Raw genomic sequence first — 24,194 nt, 5'->3', positions numbered from 1 at the left:
ATTGATTAGTTCTCTTCGCTAGTCTTCCTGACTTTCGGTTCTACCACTACACGGTCTTTATAAAAACCGCAAACAGGGCAGATTCTATGAGGAGGTCTGAAGGAATTACAGTTCGGGCAAGGGACTAGATTCGGTTTCCCGATCGCATGATGGGCCCGTTTCATCCTCACTTTTGATTTAGATTTTCGTCTCTTAGGAACTGCCATTGTTTTTCTCTATAGATATAAGGTCGATTTACGACTATGTTTTTTTTAAAGGCGGAATTCACAACCGTTTTTCGGTTAAAGCAAAAGAATCCAGGAATTCACCGGTTTCGGCTCGTTTGGTATATAAAGCGGAACGGTTAAATACCAATCTTGCCGTGGATTCCATGATGACTTCGATCTCTTCCAAATTATTGGCCCTGAGGGTCCCGCCTGTGGACACCAAATCTACGATACAATCGGATAAACCCACCAAAGGAGCGAGCTCAATACTTCCGTACAGTTTGATAACTTCGCAGTTGATCCCCTTTTTCAGGAAGAAGTCCTTGGCAATATTCGGATATTTTGTCGCGACCCGGACCTTTCTTTCGCCAGAACTGAGGTTCCAACCTTTCGGTCCCGCAACGGAAAGTCTACATTTTCCGATTCCCAAATCCAAAGGAAGAAGAAGGTCGTAACCCCCTTCCAATAATACGTCCCATCCCACGATACCGGCATCCGCAGAATTCTGCTCCACGTAAGTCGCAACATCCTGGGAACGGACCAGTAAAATACGGACCTTTCCTTTTGTGTCGTTAAATATAAGTTCTTTGGAATCGGGATCGGGACGACCGGAGAGCCATCCCCGTTCGAGCATGAGCTCGATACTCTCTTCGGCAAGCCGTCCTTTCGGAAGGGCCAAAGTGAGCATCAGTTTCCCTGGCTGCTTTTTAGTAGAAGATATGTAGCGAGTTCTCTGACGGCTTTATATTCTTCGGAAGGAGAAGGGATATCTTGTTCTAAAACTTTTTTTAATAGATCGACCGCTTCTTCTTTTTTGCCGTTTTGAAGTTTCAAGCGACCCGCTTGGTATAGACTCCAAGCGTAAAATCCCGCTACATTCTTACGATTGCTTAAAAGGGATACGGAAACTCCGTAATCGGACTCAGCTTCCGCGAGTTGGTTTGCACTTTCTCTGTAATTCCCTGCGATAAAAAAATAGTAAGCCTTCACTTCTGGAAGTTCGTCGATTTTTTTACCCGCAAATTCTAACTTCTCTGCCGCTTTTTGATATTCACCGTTTTTAGCATAAAGATCTCCCAAAGTTTTGGAAAGTCTGATATCTAAAGAAGGGGAACTATAGGTAGAAGCAATAGTTTCGTATTTTTTAATTTTATCCGTGATTTCCGTCATTGGGGAAAGAGAAAGTTCCTTCTCCAATTTTTCGATGGCAAGAGTTCCTTTGCGGAATTGTTCCGCTCTATATTCATTCCAGCTAACGACAGTTAGTACGGTTACGAATAAAACGCCGATTCCGAATAAAACCTGCTTTTTATTCTCTCCAATTTTGGAGAATAAAATTGCAAAAAATCTTTCTGCGCCGGTAAGACCCGGGTACGGATCGATATCCGTAATAGATGCACCGGTTTTAGGTTCGAATCGTTTCATCGAAAACTCCGAGAGTCGTCCTTACTTTAAGGAAGAATTGATAAAGCTGCCTAAACTTTCTCTGGAAGGAGTGTCGGAAGTTTTCAAATACTTCGCCATTTCTTCTCTTTCTAAAGCCTTATCGAAATCCTTGATAGACAGCGAGATCTTTTTGTTTTTGGAATCGATCTTAACTACTGCACATTTTACGATATCGCCTGGCTTATAAGACTCGGCCAAATTAGTATCTTTTCCACCGGGGATCTCGGAGATATGAACCAACCCTTCGAAACCTGGTTCGATTTCCACGAACATACCGAAGTCCACGATACTTTTGATCTTTCCTTGGACTACCGAACCGATCGGATAACGATTTCTTAATGCTTCATAAGGATGTTCTTGCAGTTGTTTTAATCCGCAAGAAATCCTTTGTGCGTCGAAATTGATGTCTAAGATAATGTATTTAACTTCTTCCCCTTTTTTCAGTAGAGAAGTCGGGTTCTTTTGTTTTTCATCCCAAGTGATATCGCTGATATGGATCAGTCCTTCAATACCGTTTTCCACTTCTACGAACGCGCCGTATTTAGTGATACCGGTAACTTTTCCTGTCAGAACATTGCCCACTCTAACTTCCGGACCTAAAGCGTCCCAAGGATTCGGCTGAAGTTGTTTGAGTCCGAGAGAAAGTCTTCTGCTTTCGAAATCGATATCTAAGATTAGAGCTTCTACTTCTTGGCCTTTTTTCAGAAGTTCTTTTGGATGAGGAGGTTTTTTCGCCCAGGTCAATTCGGAGGTATGGATTAATCCTTCCAAACCTTCTTTCAATTCTACGAAGGCGCCGAAATTAGTAAGCGAAGTAACTGTTCCACGGATGACCATGTCTTTTTCCAAGGAACGTTTTGCCCAGACCCAAGGATCTTCGTACAGTTGTTTGAGACCAAGTGCGAGTTTATTATTTTCTTTCTCCATCTCAAGAACTTGGAGTTCAATTTCTTGTCCGATGGTGAAGTATTGTTTGAATGGTGCGAATTTTTTATAAGAGATATCTCTTTGTCTGAGGAGTCCAACAACTCCTTCTAAATCGCAGAAAACTCCGAAGCTTGCAATTTTGGAAACGGTTGCTTTAACCTTGTCCCCTACTTTAATTTTTTCTGCGAGAGCGTCCCATTTCTCATTATTCACTTCGTCTAGAAGTTTTTTTCTGGAAACGACTCCGGAGCGGGTGCGTTCATTGATCTCGATCACTTTGAAATCGAGTTCCACACCTTTGTAATTTTCTCCTTCGGAGAATTTATAACTAAGCTGAGAAGCAGGAAGGAAAAGTTCGGAACCTTCTACGTTAACGATGTAACCTTTTCCTTTGATCTCGTTTACCAAACGTCCGCTGACTTGGTAATTATTTTTGAATGCGTCCTTAACGACTTCCCAACCTTTTCTTTGGTCGGCTTCTTTTTTAGAAAGAACACATCCGGAGTCCGTGGACTCTTTTCTTTTTACAAGTGCGGTAACTAAAGATCCGATTTCCGGTTTTTCGTCGAATTCGGAACGAGGAATTCTTCCCTCTTGTTTCAATCCTTCGATTGCCACATAGACATTATCATTGTCTACGGATACGACTTTACCTTCGACCACTTGGTCTTTGCGGATTTCAGCTTCGTCGTTTTTCTTTTCTTCCCACTGTTTGAAAACTTCTGCAAAAGTGGACTTGTCTTGTTGGCTACTCATACGGATTGAATTACTCGGTGTTTGATTGGGATTAGTGCGAATCGTTATAAATGCCAGGCTCTAGGCACCCAAGGATCTTACTAATTACACTATTTTTTGGCAGGTTATCTGTGTCAATGAGGATTGCATCCTCCGCTTTCCGGAGGGGGGCGATTTCCCTTTCCATATCGGATTTGTCCCGGACCACGATCTCTTTTTCGATTTCGTCCAAATCCGAACGGATCCCTTGCTCTAATAACTGATTGTATCTTCTTTCGGCCCGAATTCTGGAAGAAGCTGTCAAAAAGAATTTGTAACGGGCGTCCGGAAATACGTGGGTACCTATGTCTCTACCGTCCATAACCAAACGATGAGTCTCGGAAAGTTTTCTCAATTGAGAATTTACGAATTCCCTAAAGACCGCTTTGTCGGCGATGTATTTGATCTCTCTTGTGATCTCCGCAGTTCTGATCTCGGCGGAAACATCTTCTCCATTTAGGAAGATATGATTCTCCCCTGCTTCCGAAAATTCGCAGAAAATTTTTACTCCGTGGGTCAATGGCAGGAGCTCCTTACCGGACAACCAGTCCGAAAAAGATATCGAAGAATTTTTGGATTTGTAGATCCTATAAATATGAAGAGTTAACGCTCGGTAGAATGCGCCGGAATCCAAATATTCGAATCCGAGTTTTTTGGAAAGTTCTCGAGCGACTGTGCTCTTTCCCGTTCCGGCGGGGCCGTCTAAAGCGATCACATTTTCCGTCATTGTACAAAACCTTCCAGTAACGATTCGAATCCCGGAAAGGAAGTTTCTATCCAAGAAGTTTCATCCGGGCGAATTTCCAAACCACTCACCGCTTGGAGGATCATAAAACTCATTGCGATTCGATGATCCATCTTCGTAAAAATATTCACCGGGTTTCCGGAAAGCCAGGAAGAAAGTTCCGAAGAATGTACGGTGGAACCGATTTCAGGGATTTCATACCCGTCCGGATATTCATGTACCGTGATCCCCAAATTTCGGAGATTTTCCACCATGGCGGAAATTCGATCCGATTCTTTTGCGCGAAGTTCTTCCGCATGACGGATCGTAAATCCGCCTTTAGCAAAAAGGCCCGCGATGGTCAAGATCGGGATCTCATCGATGAGAGAAGGTATCCATTCTTCTTTAATTTCAGAAAAACGTAAATTAGAAGAGACCGCTTCCAGATCTCCTACGGGTTCCCCGCATTCTATCCTTTTATTGTGGACAATAATTTTTGCGCCCATTGCCTCGAGCGCGTGTAAGATCCCTATACGAGAAGGGTTTAATCCCACATTTTTCACAAGAACGGAACCTTCTTTTAATAAAACTCCGAGCACCAAAAAGAATGCGGCAGAGGAAATATCGCCCGGCACCTTGAATTCTTTCGCTTCGAAAGTATAAGGGGGTTCCATTTTAAAATGAGTGGGTGAAAGATAAGTCAGTTTGTTTCCTAAAAACCGGAACATATTCTCCGTATGGTCGCGAGAGAGAATATCCTCTTCGTATTCCAAAGAAGTTTCGGAAGCCATTGCTGCGAGCATCAGACAGGATTTCACTTGAGCCGAAGCGATCGGGCTTTTGTAATGAAAGTTAGATAGTTTTTTTCCTATGATTTCTAAAGGAGCCTTATCATCCTTTCCGGAGATGGACGCTCCCATAGAAGTTAAAGGTTTTATAATACGGGACATCGGTCTTTTTTGGAGGGAATGATCTCCCGTTAATGTAGCCTTAATTCCCTGTATCCCGCAAAGTAATCCTGCGGATAATCTGATCCCGGTTCCCGCATTTCCGAAATCTAAAACTCCTTTTGGTGATTGGAGCGAATTTTTACCGGGACTTGTAAAAACATATTCTCCCTTGGAAATTTTCTCCACCTTCAATCCGAGTTGGGTGAAAGCTTTCATCGTATTTAAAGGATCTTCCGCTTCCAAAAATCCGGAAACATGAGAGGTCCCTTTAGACAATACGGAGAATAATACGCTTCTATGAGAAAGAGATTTGTCTCCCGGAACTGTGATCTCTTTTCCGGTAGAACTAAGGATTCTTGGAATCATTTTGTTTCTTTAAAATTGCGTCCCTATCGATACGAGATTTTTCCATGAAGGACTCCCAATGTTTTAGGTCGAGCGGCTTTTGGGGATCCAACTCCGAAAGAAGTTTATCCAATCTATCCTTATAATCCAAAAGCGCCTTATAGATCTCTTCTTGGTTGGAAGAAAAGATCGGTGACCACATCTTAGGATTCGAACCTGCAATGCGTGTCATGTCCCTAAACCCACCGCCTGTCAAAGGTAAAGGGGAATTTTGGGTGAATTCCCTCACACACCCGTTTTCCCAAACCCAATTTGTCATAAGAGAAGAGATCAAATGAGGAACATGGGACACATAGGATAGGATCTTATCATGATCCTTTGCAGGAATTTCCGTGGTAGACATTCCTAAAAATTTCCAAAATTTTTCAATCTCGGCAAAGGCCGCATCAGTCGCACCTTTGGGCCTGGTCAAAATACAAAGCCTGTTCTCATATAAGTCCGCATTTCCGAATTCCAAGCCGGATTCTTCTGAACCGCACATTGGATGAGAGGAAATATATTGGTGCTCTCCCGTCAGAACCGACTCCACCGCATGAACAATCTCTTGTTTAGTGGAGCCCATATCCGTCAAAAGACCTTTAAACCCGGAAGGAAGTTTGGAGATCACTTCCACTGTCGTATTGACCGGAACTCCGAAAACGATCAGATTATAGGATTCCCAATCGGGAGATTTGGAAAATTCCTCTGCGGTATAAATTCGATCCGCTGATTTGAGCCGTATCCCCTTTTCTTTACTGGAAGGTGATCCTACCACTCCCACGATCTCCGCGGAAGAGTTCTTTTTTCGTAAGGCCAAAGAGAGGGAGGCACCCATCATTCCCAGACCATAAATCAGGATTCTAGAAAATTCGATTTTCACGGGTTAGGTGGAGAGATCGGATAGGATCCCAAAATCCTGAGGTAGATTGTGTTTTCTTTTAATACGTTAAGGACCTCTTCTATTTGAGGGTCCTTTTTATGACCTAAAAAATCTATGAAGAAGTTATACTCCCAAGAAGTCCTTCTTGTCGGTCTGGACTCCACTTTGGTCATATTGATCCCCTTATCGAAGATCGGTTTTAAGACATTATATAAAGATCCGGGCTTATCCGGAATGGAGAATACAACGGAGGTCTTATCGTTTCCGGTAGGGGGACATTGGTTTTTGCCTATGATCAAAAATCTTGTAGTATTGTCCGACATATCCTCAATGGATTCTCGGACCAGATCCAGACCGTAAATTTCAGCGGCAATCGAGGAAGCTACTGCGGCGCATGCCTCCTTCTTTTCCGCTACGATGCTGGCCGCTCTGGAAGTAGAAGGAGTTTCAGAAACTTCCACATGTGGAAGGTTTGCAGCGATCCAATTTCGGCACTGCGAATTTGCGATCTTGATCCCATATAAAGTTTTGATCTTGGAAAGATCGTGTTCGAATCCTAGAAGGTTCAGATGGATCTTCAGATAAATTTCAGAATAAATATTTAGATCGGACACTAAGAACTGATCTAAAGTGGAGTTCACAAGTCCTTCGGAAGAATTTTCCACAGGGACCACTCCGTAATCCGCCTTATCCGTTTCCACTGCGCGAAACACTTCCGGAATGGAAGGAAATTCGGTAGCCTCCACGGAAGTCCCGAATCTGGCGCGAACCGCTTGGTGAGAAAAAGATCCTTCCGGTCCCAGATAACCGATCTTCAAACCTTTTTCCACGGAAAAAGAGCCGGACATGATCTCTCTATAAATGGCAAGAAGCACTTTATCCGGAAGCGGCCCTCCATTCAGTCCAAGGATCTTTTCGTATACGTCCTTTTCTCTGTCAGGACGGTAGATAGGCTCGTTATTCTGTCTTTTGATCTCTCCGATCTCGGAGGCGATTTCAGCTCTGGCCTGGATAGCCTTTACGATTTCTTTGTCCAGGGAATCGATCTTTTCCCTAAACTCTTTCAGTTTGTCGTCATTCTTGGCCATTCTCTATCAAATCATCCAGGTTTTCGAATTTTAATTCCTTCACTTCCACAGGAGCAGGTAAATCGGTCAGTTTATTTAATCCAAAATGTATCAAAAATTCCTTCGTGGTACCGTACAACGCCGGTCGTCCGGGAACTTCCTTATTACCCACCGGTTTTACCAGTTTTTTGGAAATAAGAGAAGTTACCATGGCTCTGGAAGAAACCCCACGAATATCGTCTATTTCGGATAATGTGATGGGTTGTTTATAAGCGATGATCGCCAAAGTATCCAAGCTAGAACGCGAAAGTTGTTCTCTCTTCTTCTCTTTGAAGAGCTTTGCTAAAATTTCGGAATATTTTTCGTTCGTGGAGAATTGATATGCGCCTGCGATTTCTCTAAGAACAAAACCTCCGTCCTTCTCTTGGTAATCCAAGATCAGCTCGTCGAGTATATCACGAGCTTCCTGTTTTTCGCAGTCTATGGATTTTGCAATACTGGCTAGTTTCAGCGGTTCTCCGGAAAGGAAAAGCAGCGCCTCTATCAGTCCTTTTAAGCCGGCTTTGTCGCGTTCCACGGTTCTCCCACCAAGAATATACGGATTTCGCCGAAAGTTTTATGCTGGCGGATGGATACAATTCTCTGTTTACAGAGTTCCAACATCGCCAGAAAGACGGCTACTATCTCGGCTTTCTCCGGCTTGACCGTAGAAAACAATTCTTCAAAGGAGATATCCGAACGTTCGACGAGCAGTTCGGAAATGGTACCCATCTTTTCCTCGACAGAATACCGGTGGGGCGCGGTAAGTAAAGCGGGAATCTCGCCTTCGTCTTCCCGTTTTTCCAAGATCTCGTTAAATGCGGAGATCAGGTCTAAAAGGCTTAGATCCAGCCAGGACTCGGACTCGTCTATCACCTGATTGGTTTCTCTCGAGAATACTCCGGCCTGAATCTTGTCCACATCCCCCATTTTTTGGGCGGTTAATTGGAATTTTTTATGTTCAAGAAGTTTTTCGACCAGTTCGGGGGGAAGAGGAGGATCGTAATCCTCTTCTTCGAAACCCGGATCGGGTAATAATGCCTTGGATTTGAGATAAACTAAATTTGCAGCCATAAGAGCGTATTCCGCTCCCATGTCTATATGGATACTTGCAGAAATCTTAATGAAGTTTAGAAAGTCTTGAGTGATCCTAGAAAGGGAAACTTCGAATATATCAACCTTATAACTTTCTATAAGAGACCAGAGAAGACTTAAAGGTCCCTCCGTAATACCGCCTTCGGAATTGTTCCATTGAACTACGAAGGATTGTGTGGCGTTTTCTCTTTCCATCTTTTTAGGAATTCAGTGCTTTTTCTGCCGCCTGTTGCAATCTTTCCGGTGAAAAAGGTTTTACTACGAAATCCTTCACTCCCATCTTGATCGCTTTTGCAAGAAGTTCTTCCTGCCCAAGAGCGGTAACCATAATGATACGCGCTTTCGGATCCAATTTAAAAATTTCCTGGGCTGCTTCGATCCCGTCTTTTTCTCTCATGGTGATATCCATGGTGACTAGGTCCGGCTTGATCGCTTTGTACTGATCGACAGCGATGTTTCCGTTTTCGGCCTCGCCGACGATCTCATGCCCTCCGGCGACGAGTGCGTCCTTCACCATGGTCCTCATGAATTTTGCATCGTCTACTACGAGAATTCTGGCCATAATTAGTTTCCCCTTTCTTTGAGAATGGAAAGTATCCTTGATGTTATTGCGCTTACTGGTTCTACGAACTGAATCCCGCCCATTTCGATGGCTTGGCGATTCATTCCGAAGATCACGGAGCTGTCCTCGTCTTGGGCGACAGTAGAAGCTCCGGTCTCTCTCATTCTGAGAATTGCCGCTGCTCCGTCCTTACCCATGCCGGTCATAATTACACCGACTAAGGCGCTCCCGTATTCCCGGATTGCGCTGTCGAATAAAACTTCGACTGAGGGCCTGTGTCCATTTACCAACGCTTCCCTACCTAAGGCAATCCATTTCCGTCCTGCCCTAGATTCGATCTTTAAATGTGCATCACCCGGAGCAACATAACCGGTTCCGGGACGAATTTCTTCTCCATCCTCGGCTTCCTTTACCTTGATCTTGGAATGATCGTTTAAACGAGAAGCAAAAGCTTTTGTAAAACCCACAGGCATATGTTGTACGACGAAAATTGGTAAATGAAAATTCTCCGGAAAATCGGAAAAAACCGTCTGCAAAGCTTTCGGACCACCGGTGGATGTCCCGATACAAATCGCTTCCACGGCTTTTTTTTCATCTTTGAAAATTTTACTTTTGACCGCATCTACAAGTTTTTTGGGGTCAAGCGTCGCATGACTTGGTCGTATGCTATCGAAATAAGCAAGTATTCTATTTCTAAGAACGGTTCCGATTTCTTCCGGATTGAATTGATTACTCGAAGAAGGTTTCGGAACAAAATCGATGGCGCCGTATTCCAATGCTTTGAAAGTTGCTTCCGCTCCGTGTTGAGTGAGAACGGATAGCATCATTACCGGAATACCCAATTTTCTCTTCTGAAGTTCTTGTAGCGCGGAAAGCCCATCCATCACCGGCATTTCCACATCTAATATCACTATATCGGGTCTGAGTTTTGTGGCGAGTTCGATACAATCCACTCCGGTTTTACCGGTGGCTATAACTTGTATCCTACTCTCCTTTTTGATCTGGTCAGAAATAATATTTCGCACCAAAAGAGAGTCGTCTACGATCACGACCCGAATCGACCCGTCCGCGGGAGTTCCTACCACGACAAAATCCTAGTGTTTAAAATTTCGGAAGTAAATCCATGAGTTCGTCGAAATCCGGCAGGAATAAAAGTACTCCTAACAGGTTGTTTCCCTCATGATTAAATTCGGTGAGCATACTTAAGAACTTAGTTCTTTCCGGTTTTACTACATCCAAAACTTCCAGGAAGGTTCCTTCCACAAGTTCAGGGACAGCCGGCATCACGCTCACCTTCGCCTTGTTGGAAATGGAGTTCAAAACGGAAGCACAAACTATATTTGCGATCTCGGATAGTACACTTTTCGTATCTTCGTCCAAAGTATCTCCGCTTGCGGCGGAATCCAAAAGTTCTCTGGCCAAATTTTTGGCGTTCTCTCTGGAGAACATCATCAGCATGTTTCCATTCAGGTCTCCGGTCATTTTGACTTTCATACCGTAGAATTTATCGTCAGAGAAACGGATCTCGGAAGCCAAACCTTCCTTGTCATTCATGATAATTTCAGGAATAAACAGATCCACATTCCTGTTCAGGATTTGAGAAAGTACCATACCGGCATTCATCATACCGGTGTTTACCACGGATTCAATTTTCTTGATCTGTTCTTTGCTCAGGTTTCCGGTAAATTCCTTAGAGTGAGATACAGCCATCATTCTCTGTTTTTTCTGTTCTAAAAAACCTTCTATTATTTGATCGGCTCTTTTTCTCTCTTCGTCGGAAACCGGAGAATCGGAGATCAATTCGTTGATATGCGATCTATATGCTTCTTCCATTCCTTCTTTTTTAGCGGCAGGTCTTTCCAGAACCGCGGTGTTGGAAGAAAGTTCGGAGGGACTATCCGACGAACTGATCAATTTGTCCTCCGAAGGTCGGATCTCCATACTGGACTTGATCGGAGCGGAAGAAATTTCCCTTTCGAGTTCTTCTTTTGCTACGATCACCTTTTTGGATTCATCCGATTTTTTACGTTCGCTTTTCTTGCGACGTTCCCTTTCTCGCGTGGTGATCTCGTGAAGTTTATGATTATAAACGTTCGTAGGGTTGGAAGTTTTTTGGATATATTTCTCTTCTTCCGTTTCGATGGTGCGGATCGTGCTGATACGTTTCATCGTTTCCAGATGATAATTTATGTATCTTGCATTCTCTTCCAATTCCGCGGCAAATTCCACAAGACCGGGAATATCTAGGACCATAATAATGGTTCCATCTCCCATGATGGAAGCTCCGGTGAGTCCCTTGATATTTTTGAAGTTTTTCTCCAAGGACTTGATGACAGTCTCGTGTTTTCCAACCAGCTCGTCGACCATGAAGCCTAATTTACGGCCCTTGTATTGAACGATAACGACTGGGAATTCCTCCCTGTCCGTTTTATCCTGAAGGCCCAAAATACGATTCAATCTGTAGATCGGAAGAACTTCTCCTCTCAAGTTGATGATCTCGTTTCCTTCCAGAGTGGTTATCTGTTCGTTGTTTACCTTGATGGTCTCGTTCACTTCCGAGAGAGGGAAAGCGTATACTTCTTCTTCCATTACGATCAGGATAGAAGGAATGATCGCAAGCGCCTGAGGGAAAGAGAGAACGAAAGAGGTTCCGGATCCTTTCTGGGATTGGATGAGAATTTTACCTTTGAATTCCTGGATCAGGTTATTGACCACGTTCATACCTACGCCGCGACCGGAGATATCGGTGATCTTGTCGGCAGTGGAAAAACCGGGAGCGAAGATGAATTGATAAATATCACTTTCTTCTAATGCGAGTGCGTCGGTCTCGGAAACGAGTCCTTTCTCTATCGCTTTTTTACGGATCTTTTCCACATCCAAACCGCGACCATCGTCACGGATCTCTACCATAATATTACTTCCGCCTTGGTAAGCGTTTAGCTCGACGATCCCGATCTCAGGTTTGCCTAACCTTTTTCTTTCTTCAGGCGATTCGATACCGTGATCCACAGAGTTTCTGATCAAGTGAAGAAGAGGCTCTCCTAAAGCATCGATCACTTTTTTGTCCAGCTCGGTGGACTCTCCGTTCAAGACTAGATCGACTGTTTTTCCCGTTTCTAAAGAAAGGTCTCTAACTAAACGAGAGAATCGACGGAAGACGGTGGAGATAGGCACCATCCGGATATTCATGATCCCGGACTGGAGTTCCTTGGAGATACGATTGATAAGATCGATGCGGCCTTTGAGTTCGTTGAATAACTGATCGTCCCCGAATGTGCGGAGAAGATCGTCGTAAATTTTCTGAAAGCCGGAATTTGTGATCACAAGCTCGCCCACATTATTCATGAGCTGATCCAGTTTATCGGAAGATACTTTAATACTTTTTAAAGTAACTTTCGCCTCGTTGCTTCTCTCTTCCTCATCCAGTTGGTAGGAAGAAGGAACTCCCGATTCGGAATAACCGCTGAGTTTAAATTCTTGGATCATCAGGTTTTCCACCATATCCACGTTGGCAGCTTTGGTCAGTTCTTCTTGGGATTCGGAACTTACGATCAGGATGGAAAGATACGGGGCTTCGGTCCCATTCTCCAATTCTTCCCCGCTCGGTTTGGTACGGAATACTTGGCCTAAATTTTTCAGGTTCTGCACAATGAGAGTATAACGTAGACCCTTCATTGGGGAATCTTTTTTGAGTCCCACTTTTAAGAGCCAGGGTTTTCCTGAACCGTTGCGAAGGATCTCTTCCAATTCTTTTTGGTCGTCGGCATCCAATTCTATCCCATTCGCGTTAAGTTCCTCATGTTTAGCAACCGGAGTAACCGACTTCGAAACGGATCTTCCGGAAGAGCTAGGAGCGGGTGCGACATCCGGATTTTTTTCGTATGCTTCCAGTCTTTGGATCATATCCGTATACGGAGTATCCACTTTTTTGCCGGCTGCAACATTCACGATCACGTTTTTGATCAGATCGAAACATTGAAAGAGTAGATTTACTAGAGAAAGGTTGACTACAAGTTTTCCATCTCGAATACTTTGGAGAAGATTCTCCATTTTATGAGCAAGGTCGGAAAGATTGTACAATCCGACGAATGCGGCCGAACTTTTTAAAGAGTGAGCCGCACGGAAGATATCATTGATGGTCTGAGGATTGGACTGGTCCTTTTCCAGTTTTAAAAGGTTCGCATTCAGCTCTTCTATCTGGTCTTCGGATTCTTCCAAAAAGAGTTCCGTGTATTCGCCGAGTACTCCTGCCATTTACGCTTCCTCCGCCGCATAATCCATTACCTTGGATAAATTCAAGTTCAGGATCAGAGATTCTTCAAACTGGCTAACGGATTCTATAAGTTCGCTATAATTTACGCTCAGGTCTTCGTCCGCTTGACTGACCTTATCTTTTCGGATCTTAACCACTTGTTTCACGGAATCGACTAGGAGCCCTGCCCTTTTTTCGCCGCTAACAACTACTATAATCCTAGTGGAAGGAAGAATATCACAAAAACCTAATCCAAAAAGTTCCTTTAGATCCATGATCGGAATGATCTCGCCTCTTAAGTTGATCACTCCAAGTATAAAACCTTCCACGTTCGGGATTCGAGTGATAGGTACCGGTTTTAGGATCTCGTGGATATAAAGAATATCGATCCCGAAAATTTCCTTATCCACTTCGAATGTAAGAAATTCCTGGAGCGATTCCAGGTCTCTTTCTTCTTGGTTTTGTTCCGTGTGGTTATTTTTATCTATGGTTTTCACCGGTTCTCCGCCGCTTACTCTTTCAGGACGGAAACCTTGGGCCCAAGTTTCCGGCTTAGTACATTGTCGACATGGAGCCCCCCGAAAAAGAAACTCCTCATCGAATTATCCGACTGATTTTTCCCCCATTTTTCCGGGAAAGCAATGGTTTTTTTTCTCCGTAATCACTGTACCTGCTTTCAGATCATGGGGTTCTGCGGAAAAATCGCAAGGGTATAGGTCCTCAAAAGAAAGGCCAATCATTTTTTCGGAAAGGATATCCTCTAGAGAACGATCGTAAAAACCCTTCCCCCTTCCGAGCCTTGCCCCCTCCCCATTCCAGCCCAGGGCGGGAACGAGTATCCAGTCTGCATCCTTAGGCTGTAAGATATCTTCTCCAGTCGGCTCCAAAATACCGAAAGCACCTTTGGAAAATCCGATCCCGGACTTAAATTCCAATCCTGAATGAGTTACTTTTGGAAAAAATATGTCCAAAACGAAACTTCCCATCTGCAAAGAAGGGCTTAACGGTAGAAAGGGAGAAATTTCAAAATCGTCCGCAATATAGGAGATGATCTTTAGGTGAGAAGAAGATGAGCTATGTCTCAGAAATTCCAGAAGATTGTAGCGGATTCTTTCTTCTTTTTCTTTCCTGGAAGGAACTCCCAAGAGAAGGGATTTCATTTTTTTTCTGGCTTCCGATTTAGAAACCAAATCAAAGATCTCCGATCAAACCTTCTTCCAAAAGAGTGATCAATTTTTTGGTCTTTTCTTCCGCTTCGGGAGAAGAAGGTCCGGCGTCACCAGTTTGATTTTTGGATTGTTCCAATTCGTCTGCGAAGTTTAAAGCTGCGAGAACTGCCAGTTTCAATTTAGGCGCGTTAGGCATCCCTAATTGTAACTCTCGGACTTTTCGATCCACCAATTCGGCGAGCCTTTGGATATACTCCGGATCGGTATCGCCTACTATGGTATAGTCTTCGCCCAGGATACGAGCTTTGACTCTTTCACTCATAAAAATTACTTAGGATCGTCTTCGATGACTAAGAAATCGTCGTCCTCGTCCGCATCGAATACGCTGATCGAATCGTCATCGTCTTCGATAATGATATCATCGTCGTCGGCGGAAACAGGACTGAAGTCGTCGATAGGTTCGTCGGTGATGATGATCTCGTCGTCTCCTCCGGAAGAATCGGAAGATTCGGTCAGAACGGAAATATCATCGTCCTCATCATCTAAAAGAATGATTTCGTCGTCTTCGTTAAAATCCTCTTCGGAAGAATCTCTAACAACGGATGGAGCGGCAGAAGCCGCAGCCGCTCCTGCGGCTGCACCGGCAGCAGCACCAGTAGCAAACGAAGTCGTAGAACTAGGCTTAGGTGAAGAAGAAACACTTGATGATCCGCCGCCGGAAGCTGGAAGACCATCCAAACGTCCCAGAAGCTGATTGATCTTCGCTTCGAGTGCGCGTTCTCTTTCTTTAATTCCTTCCAGTTCAGCGTTTGCTTTTTGGAGTTGTTCGCGGAGGGAAGAAAGTTCTTTTTCTTTCTCTTCCATCGCCAGTTTCATCTGGTCGTTTTCCGCCCGAAGAGATTCGTTTTCTGTTTCCAGGCGACCGTTTTCCGCCCGAAGGTCGCTAATGAGCTCGAGTGCTTTTAGGACTTTACTCTCGAGCTCCTCAATTGTCTCCATAGTTAACATAGTGCGAACCTCGTTCTCCTTTATTGGAGTGGTTTATTTTATAAAAATACACTTAGAGCGAAATTTCGTCTAAATATTTCAGACTTTACGCATCGGCAAAATCCATCCCATTTTTCATCTTTCTGAAAAAGAGAAAAACCTTTTTTTCTAAAAACGAAGAAAGCCCGTAGAATTACGGGCTTTTTCAGGCAAAGAAGGTCCGAAAACCGAACCTCCGTTAGGGCAATATGATTATGCCGCTACCTTAATTTTTTCAACGAGGGCGTTGAAAGTTTCTTTGTCGCTAAATGCAAGTTCTGCCAGGGCCTTTCTGTCCAAGGAAATATTGGCTTTTTTCAGACCATGGATGAACTGAGAATAAGAAAGTCCAGCTTCGCGAGCTGCAGCATTGATACGGATAATCCACAATTTGCGGAAATCACGTTTTTTTGCTCTTCTGTCTCTATACGCCCACTGCCCAGCCTTCATTACCGCGGATTTTGCGGTTCTGTAAAGTTTGGATCTTGCTCCTCTAAAACCTTTTGCGGTTTTTAGGATTTTTTTACGACGATTCTTGTGTATGGTTCCGTTTGTTGCGCGTGGCATTATCGAACTCCGTAAGGCATGAGTCTAACGATTGCTTTCCAATCCGCATCCACTACCAAGGTCATTCCTCGCAGACGACGACGTCTTTTGGGTCCTTTTTTGGTAAGAATGTGACGGGTGTTCATACTCTTCCGTTTTATTTTATTATTTTTGGAAAACTTGAACCGTTTTGCTGCGGCTCTATTTGTTTTAAGCTTAGGCATTTCCTTACCTCGATAACTCCTGACTCTAACTCTTTCTTACTTCGCGGAAAGAGGCGAAATAACTACAACGATCTGACGTCCATCCAGTATAGGTTCTCTTTCGGGAGTTCCTACGGATTTCAGATCTTCTACCATTCTGTTGACTACATTCATTCCGAGTTCGGAATGCATCATCTCACGACCGCGAAAGCGAAGACTGACCTTTACTTTGTCCCCTTTTTGGAGGAACTCCACAGCATGGCGTTTTTTAATTTCGTAATCGTGTTGTTCGATCCGCGGACGGATCTTCACTTCTTTCACGTTGATTACGTGTTGTTTTTTCTTCGCTTCCTTACTTTTTTTAAGTAATTCGAACTTGTATTTTCCGTAGTCGATGATCTTGCATACATGGATTTCTTGGTCTCCGGATACTTCCACGAGATCCAAGTTTTCTTCCTTTGCACGCCGCAGAGCCTCGTCAAAAGAAACGATCACTACACCGTCGTCCGTCACCAATCTTACCTGGGACACCCCGGTAATTTTTTCATTAATTCTATGATTAAATATCTTATCGGTGTTTTTCGGTTGAGGCCTCTTCTGCATTCAATCTCCGGTTTTTTCCAATTTTTTGGCCAATAGGCTGGGTTTCAAGCGATTTTCTCCGCAGATAGGGAGACTGTTCAAGTAGAATTTAGTTCAACCCAAAGTTCCTAAGATAATTTCGCACGGAGCTCAGAGAGATCACGGAGGGGTTAGGATAAAGGTCCTAAAATCGTTCCTCTTCGCGACTTTATGTAAAAACAATCCTCTGTGTTCTCCGTGTCCTCTGTGCGAACCCTTTTTACAGACCCTCTGCGATTTCCTTTTCGAGAATTGCCTGAAACTCGGAATACGACATAGAAATCGTTTCCTCGCTACCGCGTTTTCGGACCGCAACAGTTTCGGAATCCTTCTCCTTTTGGCCCAGAACCAGAAGGTAATTTGCCTTTTTGAGGATGGAATCACGGATCTTGGCCCCGATCTTCTCGTTACGAAAATCGCCTTCCGCTCTAAAACCCAAATCGATCAGTTTTTTCAGGATCTCGGATCCGTAATCCTGCACGGTTTCGGTTACGGTTAGAACACGAACTTGGTTCGGAGAGATCCAAAGTGGGAATTTTCCTTCGAAGTGTTCGATTAAGATCCCTATAAATCTTTCCAAAGATCCGTAGATCGCTCTATGGATCATAACCGGTCTTTTTTTGGCTCCGTCCGAATCGGTATAATCCAATTCGAAACGATCGGGCATGGAGAAGTCTATCTGCACGGTTCCGCATTGCCACATTCTTCCGATAGAATCCTTGATATTAAATTCGATCTTAGGTCCGTAGAATGCACCTTCACCCTCTTTGATGGAGAATGGAATATTTCTTTTTTCCAAAGCTTGCCTAAGAGCGTTGGTCGCAAACTCCCAATCTTCGTCCTTACCTTGTGATTTTTCCGGACGAGTTGCAATATAAGTTTTAAACTCCTGGAATCCGAACTTCTTATATACATTAAATGTGAAGTCGATGATATCCAATACTTCCGTTTCCAAATAATCCAAAGGTGCATAGATATGCGCATCATCCTGAGTGAATGCTCTCACTCGGAACAATCCATGAAGAACTCCATGCAATTCGTGCCGGTGAACACTTCCTAATTCCGCGAATCGAAGAGGAAGTTCCTTATAAGAATGAAGGTGGTGTTTGTAGATCAGGCTACAACCGGGACAGTTCATGGGTTTGATCGCGAATTCTTCTTCGTCGATAGAAACAAAATACATGTTCTCGTTGAAGTTGTCCCAGTGACCGCTCCTTCTCCATAACTCGGAAGAAAGTACGGCAGGAGTTTTGATCTCTTGGTATCCACGTTTGGCACATTCTTTGCGAATAAAATCCGCGAGTGCATTCCATAGAGTGGTCCCTTTCGGATGCCAGAATGGAAATCCGGGAGCTTCCGGTTGGAAGGAGAATAGATCCATTTCCTTTCCGATCTTTCTGTGGTCCCTTTTTTTGGCCTCTTCCATCTGGAAGATATACTCATCCAATTCCTTTTTACTTGGAAATGCGATCCCGTAAATCCGAGTGAGCATTCGGTTGTTTTTGTCCGCTTTCCAATATGCTCCGGAAAGTGCGGTCAACTTGAATGCTTTCAAAAATCCGGAACGAGGAATATGAGGTCCTCTACAAAGATCGAACCATTCTCCCATTCCATAGATGGAAACTTTATCGTCAGGGATCTGACCCACGATCTCTATCTTATAGCTCTCTCCCATTTTTTCGAAAACGGAGATCGCTTCTTTTTTGTCCCAAACTTTGCGGAAAACTTCGTGGTCGGCATCCACGATCTTCTTCATCTCCGCTTCGATCTTTGGAAAATCATCCGGAGTGATCACAGTCTCCGTAAAATCGATATCGTAATAGAAGAACCCCGGTCCGTTTTCGATGACCGGACCCACGGTTAATTTTGCGTCTTTGTATAAATTCTGGACCGCCATTCCGAGCAAGTGAGCTGCGGAATGTTGGAAGGTCTCCCAACCTTCTTTATCTTGGAAGGTCAAAACTTCCAATTTAGGTGTGGTGTTTGGGGTGGTTGTGGAATCAATGGTCCGGCTCAAATCCAAAACGTTTGTGCCGTCTAAGCGGACTGCTAACGCCTTGTTCTTTAAGAACGGAAGTTGGGATTCTATAAAATCCTTATAGGATGAACCGGCGGATACTTCTTTGGAGCTTCCGTCCGGTAAGATAAATTTGACTGACTGATTTTGAACTGACACAGCTACCCCTGCTTCCATTCCGTCGATACACGGTTTTTTTCGCAAGCGTCTTAGGGAGGTCAGTATGTAGGAATTCCAACATGAAGGAGCGTGTTGACGAAATGGGGAATTTGTGGTAGGCGCGTAAGCGCTCTCCCACGAGCCACTCCCCCCACCCAATGCAGGGCGGGGGCGGTTTTAGAAACTCTGTAGGAGCTCCTACATATAGAAAGAATTTTTGACGTTCGAGTTTTGGGGGCGGCTTCTCGCTTCGCGAGAACCAGGCTGCTTCGGGCTACGCTAACGCTTCGGTTCTTCGAACTTCCCCTTCGCATCCTTGCCGCGGAAAAATCTCTGTGATCTTTGTGTCCTCCGTGCGAACAAAAAAATTGGAAAATTTCCCACAGAGACACGGAGCACACAGAGATTGAAACATACGACTCATCTTTACGGCTTGGTCCGAATCCCCTGCGGCAGCGATGCGCAGATCTTTAGTCCGGGCAAGGCCCGGATGAGCGCGAATGCGCGAAATCGAAGCAGCGCGGTCCGAGCGGTAGCGAGTGAGCCGCCCAAATTTTTCCCCTGACGCCTTGTTGGAGTTCCTGCAAAATTCTGGGTGATTCCACTTGACCCTTGCCTTCGGTGCGAAAGCCTGTCCTTAATGAAAGCGTTCTTGGTTTTAGAAAACGGGGACGTATACGAAGGCGAATCCTTCGGCTACGAAACCCAGTCCGTCGGGGAAATCGTCTTTAATACTTCCATGGCGGGTTACCAGGAAATCCTGACCGACCCTTCCTACACCAACCAAATCATAACTCTCACCTACCCGATGATCGGAAACTACGGGATCCATCCGGAAAATATGGAATCCGCTAAGATCCAAGCCGCGGGAATGATCGTGAAGGAATATGTGGATCGTCCTTCCAACTTCAAGGCCCAAAAGACATTATCTCAATTTCTAAAAGAATATAAAATCCCCGGTATCCAAGGTATCGACACCCGAAAGTTAACTCGTTTCATTCGCACGAACGGGGCTCCGAACGGTGGGATCTTCGTCGCGAATGAATACTCCGATTCTTTCTTAGCGGAAGTGAAGAAGTTCCCGGGGATTGCAGACGCGGACCTCGCGAAGGTTGTCACAACCGATAAAAAATATGAGTTCGGATCGAGTGCTGGAAAAAAATACAAACTCGCCGTTTATGATTACGGTGTGAAGACGAATATTCTTCGACTCTTGGATGCGGCCGGTTTTGCGGTTTCCGTTTATCCTGCGCAAACTCCCGCTTCTGAAATTATGAAAGACGGCGTGGATGCATTCTTCCTTTCAAACGGTCCGGGAGATCCGGCAGCCTGCACTTACGCGATCGATTCCACGAAAGCTATATTAGATAATAATTATCCTCTTTTCGGGATTTGTTTAGGTCATCAGATCATAGGTCTGACCCTAGGCAAGAAGACCGAAAAAATGAAATTCGGTCATAGAGGCGGAAACCAACCTGTCAAAAGTTTGGAGACCGGTAAAGTGGAGATCACTTCCCAGAACCATGGCTTTGCCGTGGTTGCCGATTCCAGCGAAAAAGAGCCGATTTCCTTTATCAATCTGAACGATGACACCGTAGAAGGTATTTTGAAATCGGGATATCCTCTTCTTTCGGTCCAATACCATCCGGAAAGTTCTCCCGGTCCGAATGATAGTAGGTATTTGTTCCAGAAATTCTACGATTTAGTGGATTCGACTAAGAAGAAGTAAGAGTTCTGCACGTGTAGGAACTCTTACAAGCCCCGGATCGACTATTTCAGTGTTTCCAAATATTTAGCAAGGTTGCCGATATGTTGTTTAGCGCCTTCGATCGCCCCATATTTCCCATTCACTCTTTCGAGTTCCTCTTTGCTCGGGAAGATCTGCTCCATTATTAAGTTTGTTCCTTCTTCAACTTTTTCGAATATAATTTTCGATTCGAAGTGAACGTCCTGATCACCTTCCCCATCGCCCAAATGTTTATAATAAATATAATGAGGCTCTTTGATATCGGTGAATTGGATCTTGTTTTTAGAATCATGTCCGTCCGGTCCATGCATGACAAATTCCCAAATCCCTCCGTTGATAAAATCCATACGTTTAGTAGTCAGTGTAAATCCGTCGGGTCCCCACCATTCGGAAAGATGTTCCGGCATTGACCACACTTCGAAGAGAAGTTCTGTCGATACATCAAAGTATCTTTTGTAAACGACCTTATTACCTTCGATAATCGTTTCTACGTTATTTTTTATCACGGGTCCTCTCCTTTTTGAGCTTCAATACGTATCGATCCAATTTATCCAGACGTTTTTTCCATAGATCGATTATTTCGAGTATCCAATCTTCCATTTCGCTAACGCTCGAACCGTTTAGACTATAAATACGCTTTTGCGCCTCTTTTTTCATATTTAGGAGTTTCGCACTCTTTAATACCTTTAGGTGATGGGAAATCGCAGGAGCTGTGATATTAAAATTTTCTCCGATCTCGGTCGAGGTGAGTTCGCCGTTTTTAGCCACCAGTCTCACAATTTCCCTTCTTGTATCGTCCGCAAGAGCGGCAAAAGCATTCATAATCCATTATTTAAATAAACGTTTAATTAAGTCAATATTTAAATAATGGATTATGAAAATAGATTATGCCATTAGGGAATGGATTTAAGGGTTCTGAATGAGGCTGAAATTGAAACAGCTTCGTATATTGGATTATGAGGAGAATTTTGAAGGAATCGGAAATGTTGGAATTCCAACATGAGGAAGAAGATTCCGGATTCAGTTGACGGATCGGAGAATTTGTGATATTGCGTGTAAGCGCTCTCCCACGAGCCACTCCCCACCACCCGAACCTGGGCGGGGGCGATCTTAAAACTATTGTAGGAACTCCTACAATAGTATCATGGCAAACTAAATCAGGACTCTTCGATCAGTTCCAACATTCTTTCTTTCTCTCTTGTATCCGCAGGATAACAAAGAGTTTGGTTGGCAGTAGAAGTCTGAAAGTCTTTGTTCTTTTTATCCAACTCTACGATTCTGTTGCGGATCTTACGAACTACGATCTGTGTTTCCTCTCTGTCTTTTCCATCCAGAACCACGACGTACTTTCCTTGACCGACCCTATAACAGTAATCGGTCTCTCCCAGATTTTCTTGGATAGATGACCTGAGTTCTTCACAATAATGAGCAAAAAATCCGGCTCCCTTGATGCGAACCATCCTAGTTGCATTTTGTACTTTGAAAACTGTCAGACTGAATGGAGTTCCGATCTTGGAAGATCTGGAAATCGCTTCGTCGATTCTCGATTCTACAGGACTGAACGGATCCCGGAATACCGCATCTCTTTCTTCCAGCATTAACAAATTGGAAAGTACAGGTGAAGCGATCTCGGAAATCCCGACTGCAGTTTCTCGATCCGTATCCGTCCAAGGCCTTTCCGTTTCGTGAATAAATAACATTCCTACAAGCCAGTTCAGGTTTAAGAACGGAAGAATGTCGAAATCGTGCATGAGCCCGATCTCATCGTTGGATAGTTGCGACAATAGCTCGGGATTTTTTCTGAAATTTGCGATCCGAAACACCCCAGGGACGTTAGCTACGATTCCAACCAAGTTGGAATCCAATCCCAATCTGAATTTTCCGGAAGTATCCGGCGTAAGCAAATTTGTTCCGAATACTTTATATTCTTTCCGAGTAGTTCTGTCCAAAAGTAAAAAACTCCAACGCCTCAGTCCGAGCTCTTTCTTCAATACTTCTACCAGATAATCGTATGCCTCGTCCATATCGCGGACTCCGGCCAGGTCTCTTGCTGTCGCAAGTATTCTTTCGTTACTTTTGACCACCTGGTTCAATCGATCGTTTTCCTGATGGAGGGCTTCCAGATCCATAATCCTTCTTAATACGGATCCCGCCATCTCCCCCACGATCTTCAAGAATTCCAAGTCTTCGATCGTGTAATCTTCGCCTTCAATCGTCTTGCTTAATATTATAATTCCATAAAATTCATCGTAACTTCTGATCGGAACGAGCATCTCCGCTTCGGTCTTCTCTAAGATCTCTTTTTCTTTTTTAGGAGGAGAATGTTTTAAAATTTCCCTTGCATACACTACGGAAGGCGTTTTTAGCGCGGCTTGGTAACTTTCATCCCCTACCTCCAAAACCCAGTCAGTATCCGCACCGATCCCTTGAGCTTCCACGACTCGAAGTACGTCAAATTCTCCATTTGTAGAGGAGAATATGACTATCGATTCCGCGCCGATCTGTCCTTGGATGGAAAAGCTTAAGTTCTCAAAAAAATTGGTAAAATCCTTGGATGCGGAAATCTCTTTAGAAATTTCGAATGCAGATAAATAGTTCTCTAATTTTTTACGGGAAGCGATCTGTAGATCGATAGGCATTGTGGAATAGTCCGAGTCATCATCGAATAAGAACTGGGCATTCTCCGTTTCATTCTGTTCCTTACTGAAAGGACGACTTGCTTCTTGACTTGCTTGGTTCTCGGCATCCTTGACCCAATCGTCGAATGGATCTTTAATTGCCTCAGGTTTAGGAAGCCCGGACGGTATTTTTTCCTCTTCTTTTGCTTCTTCCGCTTTGGATAATAATCCTTTACTTGGAACTTCTTCCGGGAGTTCTCCGAAATCCGCACCTATATCCGAATCTTCTAAACCTAATCCAAGATCGGGATCTATTTCAAAATCCGATCCCTCTTCACCAGAGGGCCCTAAGTCTACGGAAGAAAGATCGAAATCGCTGTTAGCGGTTTCTTCTTCAAAACTTTCTTCTCCGAAAGCGGAATCCGGAAAAGAAACTTCTGCATCTGGACCTTCCCCGCCGAAAGACTCCCCGGAAGGTTCTGCGCCAAAATCGATATCTCCAAAATCAGCGGAAGGAGAATCAAAACTAAAATCATCTTCCGAAGAGGAGGAAGCGGTTGCAGGTTCAAAACTGGTCGGATCGTCGTACGCAGAAGTCGGCTTCTCTTTTCGTCCGCCAAAATCCATTGCCTTTTCCAAAAGCCCTTTGGCACGCAAAGCCATTGACTTTTTCAAAAGGGAAGGTTTTTCTTCTCCGGCAACCGCAACCGAAGAAGTTTTAGCTCCGGTTTCCAAATTTCCGGAACGGATGAGACGAGTAACCTTGTCCAGCAAACCCATCG

At 44.1% G+C, this 24,194-nt stretch carries 25 protein-coding genes; 1 reads left to right on the top strand and 24 read right to left on the bottom strand.

Annotated features, from left to right (window positions below):
- Positions 1-5 precede the first annotated feature (5 nt).
- The 21 genes from rpmF to thrS form a co-directional block, all read right to left on the bottom strand.
- On the bottom strand, positions 6-206 hold the full coding sequence (gene rpmF, locus AB3N61_RS04975) for a 50S ribosomal protein L32 (RefSeq protein WP_008593555.1): 201 nt from the start codon (positions 204-206) through the stop codon (positions 6-8).
- 58 nt (positions 207-264) lie between these two features.
- Positions 265-894 carry an ATP phosphoribosyltransferase gene (gene hisG / locus AB3N61_RS04970; protein WP_020771095.1) on the bottom strand — a complete coding sequence of 210 codons (630 nt, stop codon included), beginning with the start codon at positions 892-894 and terminating at the stop codon, positions 265-267.
- Positions 894-1,631, bottom strand: coding sequence for a tetratricopeptide repeat protein (locus AB3N61_RS04965; RefSeq protein ID WP_020771416.1), 738 nt, complete (start codon positions 1,629-1,631; stop codon positions 894-896). The genes hisG and AB3N61_RS04965 overlap by 1 nt, the downstream gene beginning before the upstream one ends.
- A gap of 21 nt (positions 1,632-1,652) precedes the next feature.
- Positions 1,653-3,335: a 30S ribosomal protein S1 gene (locus tag AB3N61_RS04960; RefSeq protein WP_020771475.1), complete on the bottom strand. Its 1,683-nt coding sequence runs from the start codon at positions 3,333-3,335 to the stop codon at positions 1,653-1,655.
- 31 nt (positions 3,336-3,366) lie between these two features.
- Positions 3,367-4,080: a (d)CMP kinase gene (gene cmk / locus AB3N61_RS04955; RefSeq protein ID WP_367898631.1), complete on the bottom strand. Its 714-nt coding sequence runs from the start codon at positions 4,078-4,080 to the stop codon at positions 3,367-3,369.
- Positions 4,077-5,393 (bottom strand): 3-phosphoshikimate 1-carboxyvinyltransferase, encoded by a 1,317-nt coding sequence (gene aroA / locus AB3N61_RS04950; RefSeq protein ID WP_367898630.1) that lies wholly within the window; start codon positions 5,391-5,393, stop codon positions 4,077-4,079. Before aroA ends, cmk begins: the two co-directional genes overlap by 4 nt.
- Positions 5,374-6,291: a prephenate dehydrogenase gene (locus AB3N61_RS04945; protein ID WP_020771116.1), complete on the bottom strand. Its 918-nt coding sequence runs from the start codon at positions 6,289-6,291 to the stop codon at positions 5,374-5,376. Before AB3N61_RS04945 ends, aroA begins: the two co-directional genes overlap by 20 nt.
- Entirely contained in the window at positions 6,288-7,379 is a 1,092-nt protein-coding gene (pheA, locus tag AB3N61_RS04940) for a prephenate dehydratase (protein WP_020771110.1), read from the bottom strand. The genes AB3N61_RS04945 and pheA overlap by 4 nt, the downstream gene beginning before the upstream one ends.
- The gene (scpB, locus tag AB3N61_RS04935) at positions 7,366-7,905 is read right to left on the bottom strand and encodes an SMC-Scp complex subunit ScpB (RefSeq protein WP_306819259.1); all 540 of its coding nucleotides are present in this window, start codon (positions 7,903-7,905) and stop codon (positions 7,366-7,368) included. The genes pheA and scpB overlap by 14 nt, the downstream gene beginning before the upstream one ends.
- Positions 7,906-7,910: 5 nt before the next feature.
- Positions 7,911-8,687: a segregation and condensation protein A gene (locus AB3N61_RS04930; protein WP_367898629.1), complete on the bottom strand. Its 777-nt coding sequence runs from the start codon at positions 8,685-8,687 to the stop codon at positions 7,911-7,913.
- 4 nt (positions 8,688-8,691) lie between these two features.
- Positions 8,692-9,054, bottom strand: coding sequence for a response regulator (locus tag AB3N61_RS04925; RefSeq protein WP_008594408.1), 363 nt, complete (start codon positions 9,052-9,054; stop codon positions 8,692-8,694).
- A gap of 2 nt (positions 9,055-9,056) precedes the next feature.
- On the bottom strand, positions 9,057-10,139 hold the full coding sequence (locus AB3N61_RS04920) for a protein-glutamate methylesterase/protein-glutamine glutaminase (RefSeq protein WP_020771300.1): 1,083 nt from the start codon (positions 10,137-10,139) through the stop codon (positions 9,057-9,059).
- Positions 10,140-10,155: 16 nt separating this feature from the next.
- On the bottom strand, positions 10,156-13,308 hold the full coding sequence (locus tag AB3N61_RS04915) for a chemotaxis protein CheW (protein ID WP_367898628.1): 3,153 nt from the start codon (positions 13,306-13,308) through the stop codon (positions 10,156-10,158).
- A complete protein-coding gene (locus AB3N61_RS04910; RefSeq protein ID WP_020771152.1) occupies positions 13,309-13,803 on the bottom strand; it encodes a chemotaxis protein CheW in 495 nt (164 codons plus the stop codon).
- Between the two features lie 105 nt (positions 13,804-13,908).
- Entirely contained in the window at positions 13,909-14,466 is a 558-nt protein-coding gene (locus tag AB3N61_RS04905) for a 5-formyltetrahydrofolate cyclo-ligase (RefSeq protein ID WP_367898627.1), read from the bottom strand.
- 31 nt (positions 14,467-14,497) lie between these two features.
- Entirely contained in the window at positions 14,498-14,797 is a 300-nt protein-coding gene (locus AB3N61_RS04900) for a cell division protein ZapA (RefSeq protein WP_020771344.1), read from the bottom strand.
- A gap of 5 nt (positions 14,798-14,802) precedes the next feature.
- A complete protein-coding gene (locus AB3N61_RS04895; protein ID WP_036090902.1) occupies positions 14,803-15,483 on the bottom strand; it encodes a hypothetical protein in 681 nt (226 codons plus the stop codon).
- A 231-nt stretch (positions 15,484-15,714) separates the two neighbouring features.
- Positions 15,715-16,068, bottom strand: a complete 354-nt coding sequence (rplT, locus tag AB3N61_RS04890; RefSeq protein ID WP_020771497.1) for a 50S ribosomal protein L20 — start codon at positions 16,066-16,068, stop codon at positions 15,715-15,717.
- Positions 16,068-16,271, bottom strand: coding sequence for a 50S ribosomal protein L35 (gene rpmI / locus AB3N61_RS04885; protein ID WP_010514334.1), 204 nt, complete (start codon positions 16,269-16,271; stop codon positions 16,068-16,070). Before rpmI ends, rplT begins: the two co-directional genes overlap by 1 nt.
- Before the next feature lie 36 nt (positions 16,272-16,307).
- Complete coding sequence (gene infC / locus AB3N61_RS04880; protein ID WP_367898626.1) at positions 16,308-16,853, bottom strand: translation initiation factor IF-3; 546 nt, start codon at positions 16,851-16,853, stop codon at positions 16,308-16,310.
- 238 nt (positions 16,854-17,091) lie between these two features.
- Positions 17,092-19,065, bottom strand: a complete 1,974-nt coding sequence (gene thrS / locus AB3N61_RS04875) for a threonine--tRNA ligase (RefSeq protein WP_367899058.1) — start codon at positions 19,063-19,065, stop codon at positions 17,092-17,094.
- A gap of 622 nt (positions 19,066-19,687) precedes the next feature.
- Between thrS and carA the strand changes: the two genes are divergently transcribed.
- On the top strand, positions 19,688-20,776 hold the full coding sequence (carA, locus tag AB3N61_RS04870; protein WP_367898625.1) for a glutamine-hydrolyzing carbamoyl-phosphate synthase small subunit: 1,089 nt from the start codon (positions 19,688-19,690) through the stop codon (positions 20,774-20,776).
- A 41-nt stretch (positions 20,777-20,817) separates the two neighbouring features.
- On the opposite strand, the gene AB3N61_RS04865 is transcribed toward carA, so the two are convergent.
- The 3 genes from AB3N61_RS04865 to AB3N61_RS04855 form a co-directional block, all read right to left on the bottom strand.
- A complete protein-coding gene (locus AB3N61_RS04865) occupies positions 20,818-21,300 on the bottom strand; it encodes an SRPBCC domain-containing protein (RefSeq protein ID WP_367898624.1) in 483 nt (160 codons plus the stop codon).
- Complete coding sequence (locus AB3N61_RS04860) at positions 21,287-21,616, bottom strand: metalloregulator ArsR/SmtB family transcription factor (RefSeq protein WP_020771379.1); 330 nt, start codon at positions 21,614-21,616, stop codon at positions 21,287-21,289. The genes AB3N61_RS04865 and AB3N61_RS04860 overlap by 14 nt, the downstream gene beginning before the upstream one ends.
- A gap of 335 nt (positions 21,617-21,951) precedes the next feature.
- Positions 21,952-24,192, bottom strand: a complete 2,241-nt coding sequence (locus AB3N61_RS04855) for a GAF domain-containing protein (protein WP_367898623.1) — start codon at positions 24,190-24,192, stop codon at positions 21,952-21,954.
- Positions 24,193-24,194: the final 2 nt, after the last annotated feature.

The organism is Leptospira sp. WS58.C1 (assembly GCF_040833995.1).
GTDB lineage: Bacteria > Spirochaetota > Leptospiria > Leptospirales > Leptospiraceae > Leptospira_B > Leptospira_B cinconiae.
The sequence above is the reverse complement of the archived record's forward strand: the minus strand, read 5'-3'. Positions and strand labels throughout refer to the sequence as shown.

Coding starts and splice junctions, on each gene's coding strand:
- rpmI (WP_010514334.1), bottom strand. CDS start 16,271: ATGCCTAAGCTTAAAACAAATAGAGCCGCAGCAAAACGGTTCAAGTTT.
- thrS (WP_367899058.1), bottom strand. CDS start 19,065: ATGGAAGCAGGGGTAGCTGTGTCAGTTCAAAATCAGTCAGTCAAATTT.
- AB3N61_RS04895 (WP_036090902.1), bottom strand. CDS start 15,483: ATGTTAACTATGGAGACAATTGAGGAGCTCGAGAGTAAAGTCCTAAAA.
- AB3N61_RS04925 (WP_008594408.1), bottom strand. CDS start 9,054: ATGGCCAGAATTCTCGTAGTAGACGATGCAAAATTCATGAGGACCATG.
- rplT (WP_020771497.1), bottom strand. CDS start 16,068: ATGCCACGCGCAACAAACGGAACCATACACAAGAATCGTCGTAAAAAA.
- aroA (WP_367898630.1), bottom strand. CDS start 5,393: ATGATTCCAAGAATCCTTAGTTCTACCGGAAAAGAGATCACAGTTCCG.
- carA (WP_367898625.1), top strand. CDS start 19,688: ATGAAAGCGTTCTTGGTTTTAGAAAACGGGGACGTATACGAAGGCGAA.
- rpmF (WP_008593555.1), bottom strand. CDS start 206: ATGGCAGTTCCTAAGAGACGAAAATCTAAATCAAAAGTGAGGATGAAA.
- AB3N61_RS04855 (WP_367898623.1), bottom strand. CDS start 24,192: ATGGGTTTGCTGGACAAGGTTACTCGTCTCATCCGTTCCGGAAATTTG.
- AB3N61_RS04965 (WP_020771416.1), bottom strand. CDS start 1,631: ATGAAACGATTCGAACCTAAAACCGGTGCATCTATTACGGATATCGAT.
- hisG (WP_020771095.1), bottom strand. CDS start 894: ATGCTCACTTTGGCCCTTCCGAAAGGACGGCTTGCCGAAGAGAGTATC.
- AB3N61_RS04860 (WP_020771379.1), bottom strand. CDS start 21,616: ATGAATGCTTTTGCCGCTCTTGCGGACGATACAAGAAGGGAAATTGTG.
- infC (WP_367898626.1), bottom strand. CDS start 16,853: ATGCAGAAGAGGCCTCAACCGAAAAACACCGATAAGATATTTAATCAT.
- AB3N61_RS04900 (WP_020771344.1), bottom strand. CDS start 14,797: ATGAGTGAAAGAGTCAAAGCTCGTATCCTGGGCGAAGACTATACCATA.
- AB3N61_RS04930 (WP_367898629.1), bottom strand. CDS start 8,687: ATGGAAAGAGAAAACGCCACACAATCCTTCGTAGTTCAATGGAACAAT.
- AB3N61_RS04905 (WP_367898627.1), bottom strand. CDS start 14,466: ATGAAATCCCTTCTCTTGGGAGTTCCTTCCAGGAAAGAAAAAGAAGAA.
- AB3N61_RS04960 (WP_020771475.1), bottom strand. CDS start 3,335: ATGAGTAGCCAACAAGACAAGTCCACTTTTGCAGAAGTTTTCAAACAG.
- AB3N61_RS04915 (WP_367898628.1), bottom strand. CDS start 13,308: ATGGCAGGAGTACTCGGCGAATACACGGAACTCTTTTTGGAAGAATCC.
- pheA (WP_020771110.1), bottom strand. CDS start 7,379: ATGGCCAAGAATGACGACAAACTGAAAGAGTTTAGGGAAAAGATCGAT.
- cmk (WP_367898631.1), bottom strand. CDS start 4,080: ATGACGGAAAATGTGATCGCTTTAGACGGCCCCGCCGGAACGGGAAAG.